The 22,906-nt window shown below is 42.0% G+C and carries 17 protein-coding genes; 5 read left to right on the plus strand and 12 right to left on the minus strand.

Annotated features, from left to right (window positions below):
- Positions 1–252 precede the first annotated feature (252 nt).
- From H8796_RS20020 to H8796_RS20045, 6 genes are all read right to left on the minus strand, one after another.
- Positions 253–1,575: a UDP binding domain-containing protein gene (locus H8796_RS20020; protein WP_117937187.1), complete on the minus strand. Its 1,323-nt coding sequence runs from the start codon at positions 1,573–1,575 to the stop codon at positions 253–255.
- 32 nt (positions 1,576–1,607) lie between these two features.
- Complete coding sequence (locus tag H8796_RS20025; RefSeq protein ID WP_004303598.1) at positions 1,608–4,034, minus strand: polysaccharide biosynthesis tyrosine autokinase; 2,427 nt, start codon at positions 4,032–4,034, stop codon at positions 1,608–1,610.
- A 10-nt stretch (positions 4,035–4,044) separates the two neighbouring features.
- Positions 4,045–4,878: a polysaccharide biosynthesis/export family protein gene (locus H8796_RS20030; protein WP_004303599.1), complete on the minus strand. Its 834-nt coding sequence runs from the start codon at positions 4,876–4,878 to the stop codon at positions 4,045–4,047.
- A gap of 47 nt (positions 4,879–4,925) precedes the next feature.
- Entirely contained in the window at positions 4,926–6,854 is a 1,929-nt protein-coding gene (locus tag H8796_RS20035) for a nucleoside-diphosphate sugar epimerase/dehydratase (RefSeq protein WP_117937185.1), read from the minus strand.
- Between the two features lie 326 nt (positions 6,855–7,180).
- Positions 7,181–7,771 (minus strand): UpxY family transcription antiterminator, encoded by a 591-nt coding sequence (locus H8796_RS20040; RefSeq protein ID WP_004299971.1) that lies wholly within the window; start codon positions 7,769–7,771, stop codon positions 7,181–7,183.
- Positions 7,772–8,030: 259 nt separating this feature from the next.
- On the minus strand, positions 8,031–9,539 hold the full coding sequence (locus H8796_RS20045; protein ID WP_117937183.1) for a DUF3078 domain-containing protein: 1,509 nt from the start codon (positions 9,537–9,539) through the stop codon (positions 8,031–8,033).
- A gap of 189 nt (positions 9,540–9,728) precedes the next feature.
- Here H8796_RS20045 and H8796_RS20050 point away from each other — a divergent pair, with 189 nt between their 5' ends.
- The 4 genes from H8796_RS20050 to H8796_RS20065 all read left to right on the plus strand — a co-directional run bounded on the left by H8796_RS20050 (position 9,729) and on the right by H8796_RS20065 (position 16,832).
- Complete coding sequence (locus tag H8796_RS20050) at positions 9,729–11,354, plus strand: CTP synthase (protein ID WP_008998573.1); 1,626 nt, start codon at positions 9,729–9,731, stop codon at positions 11,352–11,354.
- A 58-nt stretch (positions 11,355–11,412) separates the two neighbouring features.
- Positions 11,413–13,266 carry a membrane protein insertase YidC gene (yidC, locus tag H8796_RS20055; protein ID WP_117937181.1) on the plus strand — a complete coding sequence of 618 codons (1,854 nt, stop codon included), beginning with the start codon at positions 11,413–11,415 and terminating at the stop codon, positions 13,264–13,266.
- A gap of 83 nt (positions 13,267–13,349) precedes the next feature.
- Positions 13,350–14,681, plus strand: coding sequence for a multidrug efflux MATE transporter BexA (gene bexA / locus H8796_RS20060; RefSeq protein ID WP_117937179.1), 1,332 nt, complete (start codon positions 13,350–13,352; stop codon positions 14,679–14,681).
- Positions 14,682–14,729: 48 nt separating this feature from the next.
- A complete protein-coding gene (locus H8796_RS20065) occupies positions 14,730–16,832 on the plus strand; it encodes a S9 family peptidase (protein WP_117937177.1) in 2,103 nt (700 codons plus the stop codon).
- A gap of 97 nt (positions 16,833–16,929) precedes the next feature.
- Here H8796_RS20065 and H8796_RS20070 read toward each other — a convergent pair whose 3' ends face one another.
- From H8796_RS20070 to H8796_RS20085, 4 genes are all read right to left on the minus strand, one after another.
- Positions 16,930–17,436 (minus strand): flavin reductase family protein, encoded by a 507-nt coding sequence (locus H8796_RS20070; RefSeq protein ID WP_117937176.1) that lies wholly within the window; start codon positions 17,434–17,436, stop codon positions 16,930–16,932.
- Positions 17,437–17,460: 24 nt separating this feature from the next.
- The gene (locus H8796_RS20075; RefSeq protein ID WP_117937174.1) at positions 17,461–18,459 is read right to left on the minus strand and encodes an MBL fold metallo-hydrolase; all 999 of its coding nucleotides are present in this window, start codon (positions 18,457–18,459) and stop codon (positions 17,461–17,463) included.
- 154 nt (positions 18,460–18,613) lie between these two features.
- On the minus strand, positions 18,614–19,711 hold the full coding sequence (locus H8796_RS20080; RefSeq protein WP_008998578.1) for a PspC domain-containing protein: 1,098 nt from the start codon (positions 19,709–19,711) through the stop codon (positions 18,614–18,616).
- Positions 19,712–19,732: 21 nt separating this feature from the next.
- Entirely contained in the window at positions 19,733–20,059 is a 327-nt protein-coding gene (locus H8796_RS20085; protein WP_004299980.1) for a PadR family transcriptional regulator, read from the minus strand.
- Between the two features lie 164 nt (positions 20,060–20,223).
- Between H8796_RS20085 and H8796_RS20090 the strand changes: the two genes are divergently transcribed.
- A complete protein-coding gene (locus tag H8796_RS20090; protein ID WP_004325725.1) occupies positions 20,224–20,721 on the plus strand; it encodes a GNAT family N-acetyltransferase in 498 nt (165 codons plus the stop codon).
- Between the two features lie 73 nt (positions 20,722–20,794).
- Here the strand turns inward: H8796_RS20090 and H8796_RS20095 are convergent, their stop codons facing one another.
- Both H8796_RS20095 and ybaK read right to left on the minus strand, forming a co-directional pair.
- Entirely contained in the window at positions 20,795–22,309 is a 1,515-nt protein-coding gene (locus H8796_RS20095) for a peptide MFS transporter (RefSeq protein WP_004299982.1), read from the minus strand.
- A gap of 98 nt (positions 22,310–22,407) precedes the next feature.
- Complete coding sequence (gene ybaK / locus H8796_RS20100) at positions 22,408–22,887, minus strand: Cys-tRNA(Pro) deacylase (protein ID WP_004309260.1); 480 nt, start codon at positions 22,885–22,887, stop codon at positions 22,408–22,410.
- Positions 22,888–22,906: the final 19 nt, after the last annotated feature.

A 22,906-nucleotide genomic window follows, 5' to 3' on the forward strand; every position in this document is an offset into this window, starting at 1 on the left:
TTCTTTTGCTGTCAATTGGGTGCATTTTACAATTTTGAAGATGCCATCAATCATATTGCCACGTCATTAGGCATTGACGAAAAGGTTCTTCATTTCGCAAATGCAAAAGAATACCCATGGAATATTATACTAACTACCTCCAATCCATACTGTCCTGTGCAGAGAAAAGTTCCTACGGTAAGCGAGTAACGACGAAATTAAAAATGCCAACAAAATGATTGAATCTATAATAAAGTATATTTCTGATGTAAATTAGTCTCTCTTGAAAATATCTCTTGTATAAACCTTATCTTTCACATCGTCAAGATAGGAATCGTAGCGATTGGCTATGATAGCATGACTGTGTTTTTTGAAATCTTCCAGATTGTTGATTACTTTGCTTCCGAAGAATGTTGTGCCGTCTCCGAGGGTTGGCTCATAGATGATTACAGTAGCCCCCTTCGCCTTAATGCGCTTCATTACGCCCTGAATTGAACTCTGACGAAAATTATCGCTGTTTGACTTCATTGTCAAACGGAAGACACCAATTGTGCATTCTTTCATTCCGGCCTCAAACTCATTCTTACCTGAATAACTGTACCACCCAGCCATCTTTAGCACTTGGTCTGCAATATAGTCCTTGCGGGTCTTGTTCGATTCAACGATTGCAGACATCATGTTCTGGGGAACATCCTGATAGTTGGCAAGAAGTTGTTTGGTGTCTTTCGGCAGGCAGTAACCGCCATAACCGAATGAAGGATTGTTATAATGTGTCCCAATACGAGGGTCAAGTCCTACGCCCTCAATGATGGCTTTACTGTCCAACCCCTTTATTTCAGCGTATGTGTCAAGTTCATTGAAGTAGCTGACACGGAGAGCCAGGTAGGTGTTGGCGAAAAGCTTGACTGCTTCCGCCTCTTTTATGCCCATGAAGAGCGTATCGATGTTTTCTTTGACAGCCCCTTCCTGCAAGAGAGCGGCAAATGTCTTGGCAGCTTCCTGTAACATAGTGACATCCGTGACGGAACGGATCGTGCTGTTTTCTTCCGCAAACTCCGGACGGTCGATGATCTTCGGATAACCTACGATGATACGGCTCGGATAAAGGTTGTCATAAAGAGCCTTGCTTTCACGAAGGAACTCCGGTGAGAACAGCAGGTTGAACTTCTTGACTCCTTTCTGGGCATATTTTACATAAAGGTTACGGGTATAGCCCACCGGAATTGTCGATTTGATGACCATTACAGCATCGGGATTCACTTCAAGCACAAGATCGATAACTTCCTCCACACGACTCGTATCGAAGTAATTCTTCACAGGATCGTAGTTTGTAGGAGCGGCTATTACCACAAAGTCGGCATCAGCATAGGCTGACCTCCCGTCCAAAGTGGCAACAAGATCAAGCGGCTTTTCAGCCAGATACTTCTCGATATAATCATCCTGGATAGGGGAAACCTTGTTGTTCAGTTTCTCCACCTTTTCCGGGATTACATCCACGGCAGTTACATGATGATGTTGTGATAGCAGTGTCGCTATGCTCAGTCCCACATAGCCAGTTCCGGCTACTGCGACCCGAATCTCTTTGAAATCACGCATATTATGTTTGATTTGGTTTTATCAATAACAGTTTATTTACCCTCCCGACTTGTATGTTTCTCTCCATAACCATAGCCATAACCGTAACGCTTGCCATAGCCATAATACTTGCCGTATTTACCATAACCATAATAATAGCCGTACTTCTTTTTCTGAAGATCCAAGCCGTTAATGGCGATACAGAGGTTAGGCAGTTTGTTGTTTTCCATAAGCTCATTGATCAAAGTAAACTCTGCCTTACGGGTATAATCGGCACGGCATACGTATACCGACAAATCAGCAGTACGCCCTATCAGCAAGGTATCAGTTACCATACCCACGGGGGCCGTATCCAGAATCACATAGTCAAAATTAGCCTTCAACGTTTCGATAGCTTTTTCCAAGCCGTCACGGGCCAATAATTCCGTTGGATTGGGAGGAACTGATCCGCCCGGAAGAATAAACAGATTCTTGTTTATATCGGAAGGCTGTACCAAATCCATCAGATTCTTTGTCGGATTGGTCAGAAACTGGGTAATACCATGTTCCTTTCGGGAAATATTAAAAACCTTATTCAAGCCAGGCTTGCGAATGTCAAGACCAACTATCACAACTTTTTTACCTAATAAAGAAAGACTGATGGCCAAATTGGATGATACGAAAGACTTACCTTCACCACTGATGGTAGAAGTCACCAGAATCACATTCTTGCCATTTTCAAGCATAAACTGAAGATTGGTACGTACATTACGGAATGTCTCACTCATCAGGTTATTCTGATTCTCAAATACAGCTATAGAACCGGACTTTTCATCCGCCAACGGGATATCGCCAATAACAGGAAGAGAAGTTAGTTTTTCAACATCAGCACGGCCCTCAATCTTGAATTTGGTCAAGCCAATCAGATAAATGATACCTACCGGAAATCCTACTCCTAATACCAAGGCGGCAAGATAGATCATCATCCTCTTAGGAGAAACCGGATTGTCGTCTGCTAACGCTTCATCAATAATCTTGGCATTGTTTGCTGTAGCTGCCAAAGTGATGGCATTCTCTTCACGTTTTTGAAGTAACATCAAATAAAGACCGGCCTTAATTTCCTGCTGCCGGGCGATACTTACGAACTGACGTTCCTGGGTCGGAGCGTCATTAATACGACGGGAATAGCGGTTCGCTTCACGGGCAAGGTCTTCTTTGGTTATCTGCAATCCTTTCAATGTAGCATCCAGCGTAGCCTGTACATTGCTCCGCATCGCACGGATGCTAGTATCCAAATTTATGATCGTCGGATTATTCTCGGTTGATGTACGGAGCAAGCGCTTTCTTTCAACCAACATCTCATTATATCTGTCTATTGCACCAGCTGATGCTGCATCCTGTAATCCAATATTACTTGGCAAGACCTCATATTCATTACCTTGCATATAGCGTTGCAAATCCATCACCAAATTGATTTGAGTCTGGTTTTCCACACGCTTCTTTTCATATTCAGCATTACCGGTTAAGGCTATTTGCGCCTCACTGCTCAAATCTGTAATTCCGGCGCTACGCTTGAAGTTCTCCAAGTCTTGTTCGGTACTTCCAAGTTCCTTGGAAATAATGCCGATACGTTCGTCGATGAATTCTGCGGTTTTTTGGGCTACCTCATTCTTGTCATTATTGGCATTGATATTGTACATCTCAAGGAGTTTGTTGATGAAGTCCTTGCCACGCCGGGTATTTGAGTTCTTTAACGAAAGAACAGCTACAGAAGTAGTTTTTGATGTAGGGGCTATCGACAAGGACTGGATATATCCTTTGGCCACAGACATCGGCCGGTTTATAAAAGCTTTTATATGACGCTCTTTACTTTCCTCCTTAGCCTGATTGGTCGTCAATGTATCCTTGCTTTCAAAAAAGGCGACCGTCCCCTCATCGGTCGGAAAAACAGCAGGTAATTGATCGAATTGTTTCCGATACTCTTTGTCTTTCACTGTTATCAACGCATCCATCCCACCATTGGGAAATAAAGTCATCTCCACTTCCATTGGTGCAGACAGTTTTTCCGCCTCCTGTGGAGTCAAGCTCACCACTACGGGCGAGGTACGGTAAAGTTCCCTATTAGGAAACTCATCTTCATCCTTATAAGTCACAAACAGTCCCAGATTGTTGACCACTTCACGGGCAAGAGACTTTGATTTCAGCACCTCGATTTCATTGTCTACATTGTTCGACGAGGAAACGAAACCGTCCAGTCCCATCTTTTCCAGTTCGGAGGACATGCTCGCACCACCGCCTTTCTTGTCATCCTTGATCAAGACTGTAGCGGATATATTATAGACAGGAGTGGCCAGACGCAGGTAACCCCATGCGCAGGCGATACAGATTATTACAGAAACCACAAACCAGGGCCAGTGGATCAGGTAACGGAAAAGGATTTCCTGAATATTCACCAGCTCTTCCGGTTGCTCACCCCGGTTCTCTCTTTTTTCCTCAATCATATCTATATTACTATTTGAAGATTGTTACTAATAAACTTGCCAATGATACCAGAATAGAAGTAGCGGAGAACCACAAGCTGGTACTATTACCTATATCAGAGTTACGAGCTTTTGCTTTATTAGGAGTCACATAGACTATATCATTCTGCTGTAACCAATAATAAGGAGAAAGAATTGTCTCCGCCTTGTTTAAATCCAATGTCACAATTTCCTGTTTGCCATCAGCACCTTCACGAATCAGTTTTACATTGTCACGAACTCCCCAGACCGTCATGTCACCGGCCATGGCAAGAGCTTCCAACAAGTTGACTTTCTCGTTGTTGATAGTAAATGTACCTGGACGGGCAACCTCACCTAATACAGAAATTTTATAGTTTACCATACGGACAGTAACTATCGGAGTCTCCTTTATGTAAGGTTTCAGTTTGTCTATTATCAGTTGTTCAGCTTCTCTTTTCGTCAATCCACCCACTTTCAATTCACCCAGAACAGGAAAATTGATCTTGCCTTCATTATCAACCAAATAAGGTTGTAAGACAGGCTGGGTAGTCAATTGGGTGCTGGCAGTAGCCGCATTAGCAGGAGTTGCCACCGTCAAGTTGAACGGAACTGCAAGTTCCGGACTAGTACATGAGACTACGATAGTAAGTAAGTCTTTAGGCATTATCTTGGCATCATATAAATTTTCCTGTTGATTGGTGTCCTTTACAACTCCCGCATCCTGCAAATAAGGTACTTTCTTATAGGACTGGCAGGAAGCAAACAGAAATACCGCTATCAGACAGGAAAACAAACTTCCATACAAGCTTCGTACATTCAAATGCGTGCGCAATGATTTATTCATATTAAATGATAATTTATTTATAGAATCTTTTGTTGATTATTCCCTATTTATTCTTTATCCAGTACTTCAAATCGCGGAGAATTTTTTGATTTGAACTCCGGAACTATTTTCTTCATCAACCGCACGGTATCCATGATCTTTACCGCACGCGACAACCTTTCAAACTCTGCATAAGTATCAAAAATATCAGCATATTCATACCGACGAACTTTGGCGATCATGATTTTCTTATTCTCTGTCGGAATCGTATTTTCTTTATCGCTCAATACCTCTTCATAAAGCTTCTCACCCGGACGTAATCCCGTGAATTCTATTTTGATGTCTTCACCCGGACGATAGCCAGCCAATTCGATCATACGAGTCGCTAGATCAACGATCTTGACTGCTTTTCCCATCTCAAAAACAAAGATCTCATTGCCCTCACCCATTGTGGCGGCCTCCATTACCAAACGGCAAGCTTCGGGAATGGTCATGAAGAAACGAATAATATCAGGGTGAGTAACAGTCACCGGCCCACCATTCTCTATCTGTTCTTTAAAACGAGGAATGACAGAACCGTTACTACCCAATACATTACCAAAGCGGGTGGTGATAAATTTGGTATGACCTTTCACTTTTCCTTCACGGATAGCACATCCCAGACTTTGAACATAGATTTCAGCTAAACGCTTGGAACAGCCCATTACATTAGTAGGATTTACAGCTTTATCCGTAGACACCATAATCATCTTTTCAGCACCATATTCCACAGCCATATCAGCCACCTGACGAGAACCGGTCACATTAACAAGTACAGCCTCACAAGGATTTTCTTCCATCAAAGGCACATGTTTATAAGCAGCAGCATGAAAGACGATTTGAGGATGATACAATTCGAATACCATACGAACACGTTCCTTCACACGCACATCACCAATCACCGGAACAAAATCTATATTTGGATATTTTTTCTCAAACTCAAGACGGACATTATGCAAAGGTGTTTCTGCAGAGTCGAACATGATAAGTTTCTGAATTCCCATCTGCACTAATTGACGGCAAAGTTCACTACCAATACTGCCTGCCGCACCAGTCACCAACACCACTTTTCCCCTGAATTCTTCTGCAACCTGACGAAGGTTGATATTAATTTCGGCACGACCCAACAAATCCTCAATCTTAATAGGACGTACCCACTGATGAAAGTTTCCATCAGAATCCGCTTCACTGATAGTAGGAGCTATCAATGTTTTAAGTTCATTGTTTTTACAATATTCCAAAAGTCGTTTTTCTTCCAGGCGGGTATCTTCATAACGGGCAAACAGAATCCCCTTAATTCCGCGCTTCCGCATGATATAATCAACATCCGATTCATTTTCAAAGTAATAAACGGGAAGATCTGCCAATCGGCGTCGGCTGTTATTTTTACCATATACATAAAAACCGGTTACTTTATAATGTGCACTATCCCTAAGACGTAACTTCAAGGCTACACTCTCTTCATTAGTACCATAAATAAGAATACGTGTGTTCTTTTTATTCACCCAATCCAATAAAAAATCATAGACGATTATCAATGATACACGGAAGGTTGTCAAGATCACTAAAGTCAATAAACCATCAAATAGAAGATAGGATATTTTATAATTATATGGCAATTGGGTCTCATATATAACTCCAAAAGAAATAATGACCAAACAGGTAATTTTAAATAAAACGGCACACATGATACGCCAAAGTTCACGTGCCTGTGAGAAACGAATTGTATTACGATAAGTATGGAATAATAAAGAGCCCGCAACACTTGCCACCAAAGAAACGCAAGCAAACTTACAAAGCATCCAGTCGGTCATTGGAACATGCGCCATATAATGAATTACCGCATAAGCGACCAACGAACATAATACAGAAATTGCCGTGTCAATACCTAAAATAACCCAATAACTGAAATAATTTTTGCGGGCATATTGCACTATGCCCTTCAATGTTTTTTCCATTATAGTATAAATGAATAAAATAATATTTCGAAATTTGATTTATCTGATTGATTATGATCAGTACAAGGACTATGACTACGATTTCCATGTTGGTGTAGCCCAACAGAGAATCCCTTCATCTTTCGATACGGACATACATTTCTACACTATATCTTTTGTAAAGATATAATTCATAATACTTTATGGATTTTTATTTTTGAGAGAGGTCATCGATAAATATATCCACTGTTTGGTTACCGATGTCAGATAGACTGCCTGCTATTTTACAGACTTTCATTACATTTTTGCAGTAAAATCCCCATACCCCTATAAAATAGATTGATTACTCAATCACGTAAATCCCCATTTTCAGATACCGGCTCTACACACCCAGCCGGTATATCTACACATGCACACCCTAACATTGTCAATCGAACAGCAACTTTCGATTTCCCATTCACATGTACTAATTCCCCTTCCAATCCTGCCAATGGTCCCTTGATTACCCGTATTTTCTCTCCCGGAGCCAATGGCGATGTACTCATGCTAATCGTCTCATCCGAGTAATCGAGCATAAACTTAAATCGCAACATTTGTTGATCAGGAATAACAGCCGGAGTACTCTCCCCACGTAATACCATGTAACGGCTGATAGAAGATAAAGTCAGGACTTCTTTTTGTTCTTGCAGATCAACGTGAACGAAAATCATCATCGGAAGCAGTACCCGGTCGACAATTTTACGGCGGTCGCTCCATTGATGGACTTCTTGTTGAATTGGAAGGAAATTTTCGATCCCCATTTTCGTAAGCCGCTCACCCGTTTTTTTCTCGTGACAAATACGTACGATTGCCACCAACCAACGTTTTGAGCGCGCTACGCTGCTGCCAATCACATCTGTTGGCAGAAGATTTCGATCGTCATTTTTCTTAATGATCATGTATTTTTACCCCTCATTTTTCCATACCCCTTAGGCAATGGATTGAATTCGGTGACAAAGATAGATAAAATTATAAATAGTAAACAAGAAAAAACGCTTTCTTTTTTTACATACAAATAGAAATATACAGTTAAGACTATCTTGGACGTGAAAAATCCGCTATCACATTGGTTCTATTTTACCACCCATATTTTGTACAACATCCCTAAACAAATCAGGCGCGGAAATTCCGCGCCTGATTTCTATTCTTTCGATTTACTTACCACTTATAATTGATACCGAAGCTAAGCAATTCTTTCAACTGGAAGAAGCTGTCTCCTTCAGTCGGTTTCGAGCTGTCGTCAAAACGGGTATGTATATAGAGCTTAGTAGAAAGATAACGGTTCAATACGAAGTTGAATGTATTTTCCCATTCTACACGTGCCCAATGATAGTTGGTCAGATAATTGAGACGAGACTCTAAAGTTACTGCAGAAATAATGGTCCAGTTCAATGTAGATTGCAACTGGGAACCAAAGTCGTTTTTAGAGCATTTTCCTTTGTCTAAGCCAAACTTTGTTTCGTCTACTTCAGAATTACCGATATAACGCAAATTATAAGTCAACGGCGCCATAAACACAGAAAGATTAAATTTCTTCTTACTCAATTTATAATCCATACCGACACTGACCGCCAAATCTGCCGGAGACATGAAAGATGAAACCAATTCTTCGCTGTTAGCTTTATATCCATTGAAAAACTGTGTCTTAAACTCGGACGAAATGGTATAATACCAATTCTTGAAAGCTCTCAAACCTAATTTATTATACAAACGAAATTGGTCTGTATTGAACAGATATTTATGGTATTCATCTGACGGAGTGGAAGTCATACCTACTTTAGCTTCCAGCTGGTTCTCAAACAGCACCTTTTCATTGTCATTATAGTTGGCAAAAACCTGGAAAGTGGCTAATCCGGAGAAGTTACTTTCACCTCCCTTATACCAGTTATCCGAAAGGTGGTTCTGGCTAATCTGCAACGATCCGTTACCTCCGGTCACCCACCAGTTCGGCCGACTAATCTTCATATTGGCTTTCCCTACATTATCATCCATATTTTCCGGTTGAAACAGATGAATAACGTTTGCTTTGGGAGATATTTTCGGCTTCACATCGTGACGGAATACATCACGACTCATGATGCGGTCTTCTGTAGTGACAACCAAGTTCGGACGTTCCAAATAAAGATCCATCAATGCACTGTTCACTATTTTCTCGGCACGCTGGGTTTTGGTAAATGCCAGGGTATCATAAGGCAGAAGTTCCGCTGTCAGTTGGGGAGTGGTGTCCCATTGCATAGGCTTCCATTCCAATTTCGAATATTGTGCCATCGGAGCATAATAATATGCCAATGGTGTGAACAGACGAAAATAATCGGGATCAGACGGAATATAACGTGGCGGCACAGACAGATCGTTCAAATAATCTAATTGCGCGACATACTTATTATATAAATAAGAAACGGTATCCAGTTTCGGAGTCGGCCCCGACATATTCAGTTTGAGCATCAAATATTTCTGAAGCTCCGCCGAAAGCGTATCTGCTTTCACGACTCTGGCTTTTGCCACAACTGTTGAAGATTTAACCGTTTTGGCAGGTTTAATCGCTTCAGGAGCAGGCTGCAGAGAGTCAGTCGGAAGTGGAGAGGGATCGACAGATTCCTGTGCAAAAAGCGATAACGATAAGATTGACAGAATAAACGCTGAACATAAAGTAGTAATTCTCATCATATTTGTCTATGGTTTAGAGTGCAAAGCTACATTATTTTGTTCAGAAATCATAGGATTCTTTCAAAATTGCATTTTTTAATAAAATTGTGGAGACGAAAGACTGTAATCTTCCTCTTTTTTTTATAATTTTGCGGTTTTTAAGTTCGTAAGAATACTACTAAGTAAACAATTATTAAAACAGTTATAGCTGTGGGAGAAACAAAGTATATTTTCGTCACCGGTGGTGTTGCCTCTTCTTTAGGAAAAGGGATCATCTCATCATCCATCGGTAAGTTGCTGCAAGCAAGAGGTTATAATGTAACCATCCAGAAGTTTGACCCGTATATCAACATCGACCCGGGAACATTGAATCCTTATGAGCACGGAGAGTGCTATGTAACCGTAGACGGACACGAAGCCGACCTCGACCTGGGACACTATGAGAGATTCCTGGGAATACAAACGACAAAGGCGAACAACATTACTACGGGACGTATCTACAAGAGCGTCATTGACAAGGAACGTCGTGGAGACTATCTGGGTAAAACTATCCAAGTGATTCCTCACATCACAGACGAGATCAAACGGAATGTTAAACTGCTTGGTAATAAATACAAGTTTGATTTTGTGATTACTGAAATCGGTGGTACGGTAGGTGACATCGAATCACTCCCCTACCTCGAAAGTATCCGTCAGTTGAAATGGGAACTCGGCAAGAACGCTCTTTGCGTACACTTGACCTATGTTCCTTATCTTGCTGCTGCCGGAGAATTGAAAACAAAACCGACGCAACATTCTGTAAAGGAACTCCAAAGTGTGGGTATTCAGCCGGATGTACTGGTACTGCGTGCCGAGCATCCGCTAAGTGACGGACTGCGTAAGAAAGTGGCACAATTCTGTAATGTAGACGATAAAGCCGTTGTGCAGTCTATCGACGCGGAAACAATTTACGAAGTACCTATCCTGATGCAGGCGCAAGGACTGGACAGCACTATCCTCGAAAAGATGGGACTGCCGGTAGGAGAAACTCCGGGACTCGGCCCATGGCGTAAATTCCTGGAACGTCGTCACGCTGCAGAGACAAAAGAACCGATCAATATTGCACTGGTTGGAAAATACGATTTGCAGGACGCTTACAAGTCTATCCGTGAAGCTTTATCGCAAGCGGGTACTTACAATGACCGCAAAGTGGAAGTTCATTTCGTAAACAGCGAGAAACTGACAGATGAGAATGTAGCTGAAGCTTTGAAAGGTATGGCGGGCGTAATGATTGGTCCGGGATTCGGTCAACGGGGTATCGACGGCAAATTTGTCGCTATCAAATATACACGTACACATGACATCCCGACTTTCGGTATTTGTCTGGGTATGCAATGTATCGCTATCGAGTTTGCTCGCAATGTACTGGGATACACTGACGCCAACTCACGAGAAATGGATGAAAAAACTCCGCACAACGTGATTGATATCATGGAAGAACAGAAGGCAATCACCAACATGGGTGGTACGATGCGTCTGGGTGCTTACGAATGTGTATTGCAGAAAGGTTCGAAAGCATATCAGGCTTACGGACAGGAACATATTCAGGAACGTCACCGCCATCGCTATGAGTTCAACAATGATTATAAAGACCGATATGAAGCTGCCGGCATGAAATGTGTAGGTATCAACCCGGAATCGGATCTGGTAGAAATCGTTGAAATCCCGACTTTGAAATGGTTTGTCGGTACACAATTCCATCCGGAATATGGTAGTACGGTACTGAACCCTCATCCGTTGTTCGTTGCATTTGTGAAAGCTGCCATCGAAAACGAAAAAGCAACGGTGAACGGCTAACGATACGTGGTAAACAACCGGTAGTTTGTAATTTATATAATTTGTAATTAAAATAAGAATGGATAAAAACACCATCACAGGTCTCGTTCTGATAGGTATATTATTGGTAGGATTCAGTTATTTGAGCCGCCCAAGCGAGGAACAGATAGCTGCACAAAAGAGGTATTATGACTCTATTGCCGTAGTACAGCAGCAGGAGGAAGCGCTGAAGGCTAAAACGGAAGCTGCACTGGCTAACAGCCAAAAAGAGGTGGCATCAGCTGCCGATTCTTCTGCTTTATTTTTCAATGCCTTGCAGGGAACCGACTCTAAAATCAGTATCCAGAATAATGTAGTGGAAATCACTTTCACAACTAAAGGCGGACGTGTCTATTCAGCCATGCTGAAAGATTATATGGCACAGGACAAAAAGACGCCGGTCATATTGTTCGACGGTGACGATGCTTCGATGAACTTCAACTTCTACAACAAAGCAGGAGCCATCCAGACTAAAGATTATTTCTTTGAAGCTGTGAACAAGACAGATAGTAGTGTGACAATGCGTCTGGCTGCGGATAATGCAAGCTATATCGATTTCATCTATACGCTGAAACCGGATAGCTACCTGATGAACTTTGAAATTAAAGCGACAGGCATGGAAGACAAGTTGGCTAGTACTAAGTATGTGGACATCGACTGGTCACAACGTGCCCGCCAACTGGAAAAAGGATTCACTTATGAGAATCGTCTGTCGGAACTGACTTATAAAGTAACAGGTGACAATGTAGACAATTTGTCTGCTGCCAAAGATGATAGTCAGGATTTGCCGGGACGCATTGACTGGGTAGCTTTCAAGAATCAGTTCTTCTCGTCTGTATTTATCGCTGAACAGGATTTCGACAAGGTTTCCGTTAAATCAAAAATGGAACAACAGGGAAGCGGATATATCAAAGATTATTCTGCTGAAATGAATACTTTCTTTGATCCGTCAGGCAAGGAACCGACAGAGATGTACTTCTACTTCGGTCCGAACCACTTCAAGACGTTGAAAGCGCTGGATAAAGGACGTGACGAGAAATGGGAGCTTCACCGACTGGTTTACCTGGGTTGGCCGCTGATTCGCTGGATTAACCAGTTTATCACGATCAACGTATTCGACTGGTTGTCCGGTTGGGGATTGAGCATGGGTATCGTTCTGTTGATTCTAACCATCATGGTGAAAGTCGTGGTTTATCCGGCTACCTGGAAAACGTACATGTCTTCTGCCAAGATGCGTGTATTGAAACCGAAAATCGACGAAATCAGCAAGAAATATCCGAAGCAGGAAGATGCAATGAAGAAACAGCAGGAGGTGATGAGCCTTTACAGCCAGTACGGGGTAAGCCCGATGGGCGGCTGTCTGCCGATGTTATTGCAGTTCCCTATCCTGATGGCTTTGTTTATGTTCGTGCCGAGTGCTATCGAGCTGCGTCAACAGAGTTTCTTGTGGGCGGACGACCTTTCTACTTATGACGCTATCATTACATTCCCGTTCCATATTCCGTTCCTGGGTAACCATCTTAGCTTGTTCTGCTTGTTGATGACGGTGACCAATATCCTGAACACAAAGTATACAATGTCTATGCAGGATACCGGAGCGCAGCCACAAATGGCAGCTATGAAATGGATGATGTATCTGATGCCGATTATGTTCTTGTTCGTCTTGAACGATTATCCGTCAGGTTTGAACTATTACTATTTCGTGTCAACGCTGATTAGTGTGGGTACTATGATTCTGCTTCGTAAAACGACTGACGAGGTCAAATTATTGTCTATTCTTGAAGCGAAAAAGAAAGACCCGAAACAAATGAAAAAGACCGGATTTGCTGCTCGCCTGGAGGCGATGCAAAAGCAACAAGAGCAATTGCAGCAGCAAAGACAGAATAAAAAATAAGGAGTAATTCCCGAAATCTATTCTAAGAAAGCCGGACACCTATTTTGGTCGCCCGGCTTTCTTTCTCTAAAAAATAAAATAGGATGAAAACTAAATATTCGTATAAACAAATCTGGACGATTGCCTACCCTATCCTAATCAGTCTGATTATGGAGCAGATGATCGGTATGACGGACACGGCCTTTCTGGGACGTGTAGGGGAAATCGAGCTGGGTGCTTCTGCTATTGCAGGCGTATATTACCTTGCCATTTTTATGATGGCATTCGGTTTCAGCATCGGTGCACAGATATTAATAGCCCGTCGCAACGGAGAAGGAAACTACAAGGAAATCGGCCCGATTTTCTATCAGGGCATTTATTTCCTGCTTGTAATTGCTGTGGTCTTATTTACTCTCTCCATCGTATTCTCACCCCATATCCTTAAAAATATTATTTCGTCTCCTCATATTTATGATGCAGCTGAAAGTTATATTCATTGGCGTGTATATGGGTTCTTCTTCTCCTTTGTCATGGTGATGTTCCGCGCTTTCTTTGTAGGCACGACACAAACCAAAACATTGACGTTGAACTCGATAGTGATGGTACTTTCGAACGTAGTGTTCAACTATATCTTGATCTTCGGTAAATTCGGTTTCCCGCAACTGGGAATTGCCGGTGCTGCCATCGGTTCTTCACTGTCTGAAATGGTATCGGTGATTTTCTTTATTATCTATACGTGGAAACGGATTGACTGCAAGAAGTATGCATTGAATATACTGCCTAAATTCCAAGGGAAAACATTGAAACGAATACTGAACGTCTCCGTATGGACTATGATTCAGAACTTTGTTTCCTTATCTACCTGGTTTATGTTCTTTCTGTTCGTGGAACATTTGGGAGAACGTTCTCTGGCAATCGCCAACATTATCCGTAACGTGTCGGGTATCCCGTTCATGATTGCGATGGCATTTGCAGCTACTTGTGGCTCACTGGTAAGTAACCTGATCGGTGCAGGCGAACAGGATTGTGTACGGGGAACTATCAGGCAGCACATTCGGATCGGATATCTGTTTGTATTGCCGATTCTGGTTTTCTTCTGCCTGTTCCCGGATCTGATTCTTCGTATCTATACGGATATGCCGGATTTAAGGGCTGCATCCGTGTCTTCACTATGGGTATTGTGTTCTGCTTACCTGGTGTTGGTACCTGCCAATGTTTATTTCCAGTCGGTATCAGGTACGGGAAATACTCGAACAGCACTGGCTATGGAACTTTGTGTGTTGGTTATTTATGTGGCATATTCTGCATATTTTATCCTGCACCTGCGAATGGATATCGCATTTGCCTGGACAACGGAATGTGTGTACGGTACTTTTATACTGATGTTCTGCTACTGGTATATGAAGAAAGGAAACTGGCAGAAAAAGAAGATTTAAATCCTTTTTTCACTATCTTCGCAAGAAAATAAACATTTTATAAAATATATGAGACAAGCTAATTTAATTATGATGTCGGCAGCAATGTTGTTAGCTGCCTGCGGAGGAACCAAAGACGCAGGCAAGACAGATCAGGTGCTTATCGAGAAATCGGATATTAAGATCGAAGGGAAGCGCATGACTCCCGAAGCACTTTGGGCTATGGGACGTATCGGCGGATTCGCTGTATCGCCCGACGGAAAGAAAATTGCGTATACGGTAGCGTATTACAGCGTACCGGAAAACAAGAGTAACCGCGAAGTTTTCGTGATGAACGCAGACGGAAGCGAAAACCAACAAATCACTCGTACCCCGTATCAGGAAAATGAGGTGACTTGGATTAAAGGAGGCACCAAAATTGCATTCTTAAGCAATGACAACGGAAGCAGCCAGCTTTATGAAATGAATCCGGATGGTAGCGGACGCAAGCAGCTGACCAACTACGACGGAGATATCGAAGGATATTCCATCTCACCGGATGGCAAAAAACTGCTATTTATTTCACAAGTAAAGACGAAAGAAAGCACTGCTGATAAGTATCCGGACCTGCCGAAAGCCACCGGTATCATCGTTACCGACCTGATGTACAAACATTGGGATGAATGGGTGACGACCGCTCCGCATCCTTTCATTGCCGACTTTGACGGTAACGGTATTTCCAATATCGTGGATATCCTGAACGACGAACCGTATGAAAGTCCGATGAAGCCTTGGGGTGGCATCGAACAACTTGCCTGGAATACAACCTCGGACAAAGTGGCTTATACTTGCCGCAAAAAGACGGGACTGGAATATGCGATTTCTACCAATTCGGATATTTATGTATATGACCTGAACACCAAGAAAACGGAAAATATTACTGAAGAGAACAAAGGATATGATACCAATCCGCAATACTCACCAGACGGCAAGTATATTGCCTGGCAAAGCATGGAACGTGACGGATACGAAGCTGATCTGAACCGTCTGTTCATCATGAACCTGGAAACCGGCGAGAAGCGTTTTGTGAGCAAGGCATTCGAATCGAATGTAGATGCTTTTGTCTGGGGAGCAGATGCAAAAGTGATCTATTTCACAGGTGTATGGCATGGAGAGTCACAGATTTATGCACTTGACCTGACAAATGATTCGGTAAAGGCTATTACTTCAGGAATGTACGATTACGAAGGGGTAGCTCTTTTCGGAGATAAGCTGATCGCGAAACGTCATTCAATGAGTATGGGTGATGAGATTTACACTGTGGCACTGGATGGTTCTACCACTCAACTGACACAGGAGAACAAACAAATCTATGACCAGCTGGAAATGGGTAAAGTGGAAGGTCGCTGGATGAAAACAACAGATGGCAAACAGATGTTGACATGGGTGATTTATCCTCCACAGTTTGATCCGAACAAGAAATATCCGACTTTGCTGTTCTGTGAAGGAGGTCCGCAGAGTCCGGTAAGCCAGTTCTGGTCTTATCGCTGGAACTTCCAGATTATGGCAGCTAATGATTATATCATCGTTGCTCCGAACCGTCGCGGTTTGCCGGGATTCGGTGTGGAATGGAACGAACAGATTAGCGGCGATTACGGTGGCCAGTGTATGAAGGATTACTTCACTGCTATCGATGAAATGGCAAAAGAGCCGTATGTGGACAAAGATCGTCTGGGATGCGTAGGTGCCAGCTTCGGAGGATTCTCCGTATATTGGTTGGCCGGACATCACGACAAACGGTTCAAAGCGTTCATTGCTCATGATGGTATCTTCAACATGGAAATGCAGTATCTGGAAACTGAAGAAAAATGGTTTGCCAACTGGGATATGGGAGGCGCATACTGGGAAAAACAGAATCCGGTGGCACAGCGTACATTCGCCAACTCTCCTCACCTATTCGTAGAGAAATGGGATACTCCTATTCTCTGTATTCATGGAGAAAAAGACTACCGTATTCTGGCTAATCAGGCAATGGCTGCTTTTGATGCTGCCGTGATGCGTGGTGTTCCTGCAGAGTTGCTGATTTATCCGGATGAAAACCACTGGGTATTGAAGCCACAGAATGGAGTGTTATGGCAGCGCACATTCTTTGAATGGTTGGATAAATGGGTAAAGAAAGCGCCGTCTAAATAAAAACTCATATTCCTACTAAAGTAAAAAGAAGGCTCTGTTCTCAATCTACTTGAGTTCAGAGCCTTCTCCATTACATTCAACCAAAATCCGCTAATTTTTACTTCGAATAAATATTTTCAATTTCTACAATATACATCTTATGGAAACCTCCATGAGCACCACCATACCACTTTTCTATTGATTCTTTATCCAGAAAACATTCCGGTTTGATAGCGTCAGCATAAAGTTTCTTACATTCCAGGCTCAAACGTGCCTGCTCGAACAGGACATTACCTTTTTCTGTAAATACAGGTTTCAATCCGGTTTCTTTTACTTTATCTATATTACGTCCCGACTTGGAACCACAAACAGCGTGAATCTTCTTATTTTCTTCTCCTAAGAAAGAAAGTGTCAGGTGATCGTTCTCCTCTACAAACTCGTATGTATACCGTTCGGGACGGATAAAAACGAAAGCAACCGGTTTATTCCACAACCAGCCAATGCCACCCCAACTTGCTGTCATGGTGTTAAACTTCTCTTTTGTTCCCGCCGTTACGAGCATCCACTCTTTTCCGATTGCTTCGAAAAAGTTTTCTTTCAGGTCTTTTACTTCTAATTTCTTCATCTCTTTATTCGTATCTAAGTATTCTTATTTCTGTTTCCTCAATTTCACGATCTCTCCCAAATAAGGAATTTCCACAGAGATCTTCCGTTTCTTTGCCTCTGTTGCAAAGACTTTCGGGGGATCATGCAAAGGCTCGTCAGACAAATCGAATGTGCCATAATGCATGGGGATAGTAAGTCCTGCATGCATTTCTTCGGCAGCAGTCAAAGACTCGTGAGGCGATATATGATTGGGACGCATAAACCAGCGAGGTTTATATGCCCCGATACCCAACAAAGCGTAATCCGGTGCTCCGAACAGATCGGGGATTTCACGAAAGTGGCTGGAATAACCTGTGTCACCACTGTAATAAAGGGAGATTCCATCTCCTTGCAGCATGAAGGCTCCCCACAATCGCTGGCCGCCATCGCGTACGGAACGTTTGCTCCAGTGTTGTGCCGGTAGAAAAGTAATCTTCAATCCCTCATCTTCCATTTGTTGATACCATCCGGCTTCAATCACCTTCATTTCAGGAAACCATCCCTGAATCAGTTCACCGGTTCCCAATCCACAAAAGAGTTTCATTTGTGGATTATTCTTCAATAGGCGTGCTATACTCTGCTTGTCCAGATGATCGAAATGGTCATGGCTGACAAGTAGATAATCAATCCCTGTAAATATGTCAGGATTAGCGGGAAACTCGCTCTGTCTCTTCACAAAAGGAATACTGCCGAACACAGGATCGAACATGATTCGTTTACCTGCTAATTGCAGAAAGAAAGAATTATGTCCGAGCCATATTAGGGAATCTCCTACCACCGCATCCAATGAACGGAGATAACAAACTTTCGGATCCCATTTCACCGTTTTCTTCTCCTTGCGTTGGGGATTGGGCGAAAGACGCCATTTCAGTACACTCCCCATCCCCGGACGGAAGCGATGCTGCCGATTAAAAAAACGCCCGCGCACCATCGGATTTCCTCTCCAATAAGGGTTGACTGTCGCTAAACGTTCGTTTCTCCTAAAACATATATGTTCACCCATTTTTATTTCCTGAATACGTATTTACAAACTTACTAAAAATTTCTCGATTTACGATGAATTAGAGTAAACAAAAAATGTACCCCGGACACACTATCGGGGTACATTTACTTATAAAAGAATAAATATTATCCTTTTTTAATAGAATGAGACTTCGTTAAGAGCAGTGCAAGCCATACAAAGGCAGTTGCCAGCCAAGAGCTGAAAGATTAATAATCATGATGACTGCACCCAATATCCATAGAATCAATAGCGACCATTTCAAGCCTGTTCCCATCGGTGACCAATGGAATAATTGCCGCAAGATAGTATACAAGAAAGCTCCTAACGGAATACCGATGAGGGCAACTCCGGCAATCGTACCTAGCAGTGTCATCATTGGAGATACGGAAGCAACCGGCATCCAGTCGATGGCAGGCAGCATCTCGTAAAGCAGTGCTCCTCCACTAACTGCCACGGCAATTGCTGCAAACACCAGTGCTACCAGTACAACGGCCAGTACGAACAAGACAGGGCAGCAGAGAATGACAAGAGCTACCAGAAATATTTTAAAGAGCACAGCAGCAATAGAAACAAATACATCGCCTATCTTTTGAAGAAAGGTACGAGGTTTGCCGGAATTCATATAGTTATTGACTCCGTCCGCTACGCGTTCGAAACCATCTGTCACTGTTTTACCAATATTCTCAATGGTCACTGCCTCTCCACGCATACTCAATTTTTCTGCGGCAGTACGGGCTTCCGGAATAACAAGCCATCCAATAATATAAAGTATAATCATCGGGCAATAAGGAACAAATACCAGGATAATCATCAATATACGTACCAATGTGATGTCCCAACCGAAGTAAGCTGCCAATCCTGCCGCTACACCTCCCAACAATTTATTATCCGGATCACGGAACCAGCGGCGTTGAGCAGAGGTTTGTGTACTGCCTTGATTAGCGGACGATGTTTGTTCCGTTCTTTTCTGTGAGTCCATATCCTCATCAGCAATTCCAAAGTCTTCCGGTTTGCCGACGCGGGCGATGATTTCTTCTACATCCGAAACTGTGATGACCTGTTTTCCTTCAGTTACTTTCTCTGCAAACAGTTCGGCAATACGCATTTCAATATCGTTTACGATCTCTTCCGCACCCTCCTGTTTACGAAAGTAATGCTTCAAATTAGACAGATAATTATCTAACAGTCGGTAGGCATCGTCATCTATATGATAGACAATTCCTCCTAAATTTATGGTCAATGTCTTTTTCATTTTTATTTCTTCTTTTTCGGATTATCTATTGGCTATATGATTCACTGTATCGTTAAGTTCTTTCCAGGAAATTTCCAGCTCTCCCAAAAAGACTTCTCCTTGTTCAGTGAGTTTATAGTATTTGCGGGGAGGTCCCTGGGTAGATTCTACCCACTCATAACTTAACAAGTCATCATTTTTCAGACGGGTAAGCAATGGATACAAGGTGCCTTCCACTACAATCAGTTGGGCTTCTTTCAATTTCTGAATAATATCAGAAGCATAAGCGGGCTCCTTGTGCAACAAAAGCATGATACAATATTCAAGCATGCCTTTCCTCATCTGTGATTTTACATTGTCTACTTTCATTATTCACTTCTTTTAGATGCACAAATATATGCATTACTTTAGTACCTTGCATTGCAAAGTACTATAAATTAATAATAATTAAAACATTAGAGACTCTCCACCTTATTATAAAAAGAAATAATGGCTATATTTGTGCCCGTTAAACCAAGAAATAGAAAATACGTATGTTTACAATTCGAAAAGCAACGGTAGCCGATTGCGAGCTTATTCATAAGATGGCAAAGGAGGTATTCCCCGCCACCTACAAGGAAATTTTATCTCCCGAACAACTGGATTATATGATGGACTGGATGTATGCACCTTCCAATGTGCGCAAACAAATGGAGGAAGAGGGACATGTGTACTCCATTGCTTATAAAGAGAATGAACCATGCGGATACGTTTCCATTCAACAACAGGAAAAGGATGTATTCCATCTTCAGAAGATATATGTCCTCCCCCGTTTTCAGGGTACGCATTGCGGCAGTTTTTTATTCAAGGAAGCAATCAAGTGTATCAAGGAGATACATCCGGGACCTTGTTTGATGGAGCTCAACGTAAATCGTAATAATAAGGCTTTGCAGTTTTACGAGCACATGGGAATGAGAAAGTTGCGGGAAGGTGATTTCCCGATTGGTAACGGGTATTATATGAATGATTATATAATGGGACTGGATATTTGATATACCAAAATGCCCTGGAACATTTATAATACTTGTTCCAGGGCATTTTGTTTATTTAGTCAATGACAGGATTTTATTTCGCTACACGTTCCAACCATTTTAACATGAAAATCATTGTAAACATTGAAATCGTACAAGCTACAACAAACACAGTCCATGTCATCCAAATAGGAATTGATTCATACAGGATAGCACCAATCACTAGCAACTGATTACCCAGTGCTGTCGCTCCCAGCCATCCTCCTTGCATAATACCTTGATATTTAGGAGGAGCAACCTTAGACACAAATGAAATTCCCAACGGAGAGATATACAGTTCAGCTACTGTTAAGATCAGATAGGTCAGCATCAATAAAAATGGAGTAACTTTCACTGGTGAAGTTCCAACAGCTACAATATCCTCATGCAACGGCAAATTAGCAAAATAAGATCCGACTGCCATTACAATAAATGCCAATGCAGCAATTCCCATACCGATGGCAATCTTTTTAGGAGTCGAAGGCTCTTTACCACGTCTACGCTGACTTGCAAAAATAGCCATAATCACCGGAGTCAGGAACACTACAAAAAATGGATTTAACGATTGGAAGAGCTCTGCTGAAATAGGCATACCAAACAGATTCAAGTCAGTATATTCTTTCGCAAAATAAGTCAAAGTCAGACCATTTTGATGGAATGAAAACCAAAAGAAAATAACAACACCAAATACAGCAAACAGAGCATACATACGTTGTTTTACTTCCTGTGCACTCATTTCTACAACTGTAGAAGATGCTGAAGAAGCAACGGTCTTTTTGCTGGGATCCGGGAAGTTTTTCTTATTCAACCAATAAATGGTTAAAGAAATAGCCATAGCAATAATAGCTACCCCGAATGCGTAATGGAATCCAGTAGTAAAGACATTCAAATAATCTGAAGCGAAAGCCGTATAGTCTTGTACAGGAGCAGTAGAAGCTTTGGTAACTAAGGTATGATAAGTTTCAGTAGCTTCAGGCGACAAAGTACCTGCTAATTGACCATGGCACAAAGCAGGAAGATCAGCATCATAATTATAACCGAAAGTAGATAACCACCAGTTACGCACGCCTACAGCTGCAAACGGAGCAAAAATAGCACCGATATTAATAAACATATAAAATAAAGAGAAACCGGAGTCACGCATGTTGGCATATTGAGGATTATCGTACATCTGTCCTACCAATGCCTGCAAATTTCCTTTAAATAATCCGTTTCCAAATGCAATAACAAACAAACTAGCACAAGTAATAACCAGATAGAGCATCTTGTTATCTACCGGAGTCTTAGATGGAATAGCCAATAATAAATAACCAACTGCCATTAACACAATTCCTGTGAAAATAGTTCCTTTGTAGTTCCTCGTTTTATCGGCAATAATACCTCCGACCAACGCCAAAATGTAAATAGAAAAATAAAAAGTTGAGTAAATAAATCCTGCTTCTTTTCCATTCATTCCAAACTTGGCTTGCAAGAAAAGCACAAGGATAGCCATCATAGTATAAAAGCCAAAACGCTCACCTAGATTGGCTAAAGCGGCTGCTATCAGTCCTTTAGGGTGTTTGTTAAACATAGAATATAAATTATTAAATTAATGATTTAATGGTCGATACCACATATATTTTGCAAATATATACTTTTTCTCGAGTTTTTGCACAATGATTTGTTAAACTACTCCTCAAATAAACGACAAATTTCCGCCCTGGATTCACGAATCAAATCTTCCGGAGCTATTTTTATCTGAAGTCCCCGTACACCGGCACTTACATAAATATACGGAAATTGTTGGCTGGTTTCATGAATATAAGTAGGAAAATGCTTTTTCATACCGATCGGCGAACAACCTCCCCGGATATATCCAGTAAGTGGCAGAAGTTCTTTTACGGGAATCAACTCACACTTCTTGTTACCCGAAGCTTTAGCTGCCAGTTTCAAATCAACTTCATGTTCTCCCGGAATGACACAGACAAAATATCCGCTTTTATCACCGTGCAGAACAAGCGTTTTAAATACCTGCTCGATGTTCTCTCCTAAACTTGCTGCCACATGAACAGCACTCAAGTCGTTTTCATCTACTTCGTAGGGAATTAATTCATAGGCTATCTTAGCCTTATCTAACAGCCGTGCGGCATTTGTTTTATTGATTTTCATTTTCGTTGTATTTATAAGT

The sequence above is a fragment of the Bacteroides sp. M10 genome, assembly GCF_014334015.1.
Taxonomy (GTDB): domain Bacteria; phylum Bacteroidota; class Bacteroidia; order Bacteroidales; family Bacteroidaceae; genus Bacteroides; species Bacteroides intestinigallinarum.

Coding starts and splice junctions, on each gene's coding strand:
- H8796_RS20075 (WP_117937174.1), bottom strand. CDS start 18,459: ATGGGTGAACATATATGTTTTAGGAGAAACGAACGTTTAGCGACAGTC.
- yidC (WP_117937181.1), top strand. CDS start 11,413: ATGGATAAAAACACCATCACAGGTCTCGTTCTGATAGGTATATTATTG.
- H8796_RS20090 (WP_004325725.1), top strand. CDS start 20,224: ATGTTTACAATTCGAAAAGCAACGGTAGCCGATTGCGAGCTTATTCAT.
- bexA (WP_117937179.1), top strand. CDS start 13,350: ATGAAAACTAAATATTCGTATAAACAAATCTGGACGATTGCCTACCCT.
- H8796_RS20085 (WP_004299980.1), bottom strand. CDS start 20,059: ATGAAAGTAGACAATGTAAAATCACAGATGAGGAAAGGCATGCTTGAA.
- H8796_RS20070 (WP_117937176.1), bottom strand. CDS start 17,436: ATGAAGAAATTAGAAGTAAAAGACCTGAAAGAAAACTTTTTCGAAGCA.
- H8796_RS20080 (WP_008998578.1), bottom strand. CDS start 19,711: ATGAAAAAGACATTGACCATAAATTTAGGAGGAATTGTCTATCATATA.
- H8796_RS20065 (WP_117937177.1), top strand. CDS start 14,730: ATGAGACAAGCTAATTTAATTATGATGTCGGCAGCAATGTTGTTAGCT.
- H8796_RS20040 (WP_004299971.1), bottom strand. CDS start 7,771: ATGATCATTAAGAAAAATGACGATCGAAATCTTCTGCCAACAGATGTG.
- H8796_RS20025 (WP_004303598.1), bottom strand. CDS start 4,034: ATGATTGAGGAAAAAAGAGAGAACCGGGGTGAGCAACCGGAAGAGCTG.
- H8796_RS20045 (WP_117937183.1), bottom strand. CDS start 9,539: ATGATGAGAATTACTACTTTATGTTCAGCGTTTATTCTGTCAATCTTA.
- H8796_RS20020 (WP_117937187.1), bottom strand. CDS start 1,575: ATGCGTGATTTCAAAGAGATTCGGGTCGCAGTAGCCGGAACTGGCTAT.
- H8796_RS20035 (WP_117937185.1), bottom strand. CDS start 6,854: ATGGAAAAAACATTGAAGGGCATAGTGCAATATGCCCGCAAAAATTAT.
- ybaK (WP_004309260.1), bottom strand. CDS start 22,887: ATGAAAATCAATAAAACAAATGCCGCACGGCTGTTAGATAAGGCTAAG.
- H8796_RS20095 (WP_004299982.1), bottom strand. CDS start 22,309: ATGTTTAACAAACACCCTAAAGGACTGATAGCAGCCGCTTTAGCCAAT.
- H8796_RS20030 (WP_004303599.1), bottom strand. CDS start 4,878: ATGAATAAATCATTGCGCACGCATTTGAATGTACGAAGCTTGTATGGA.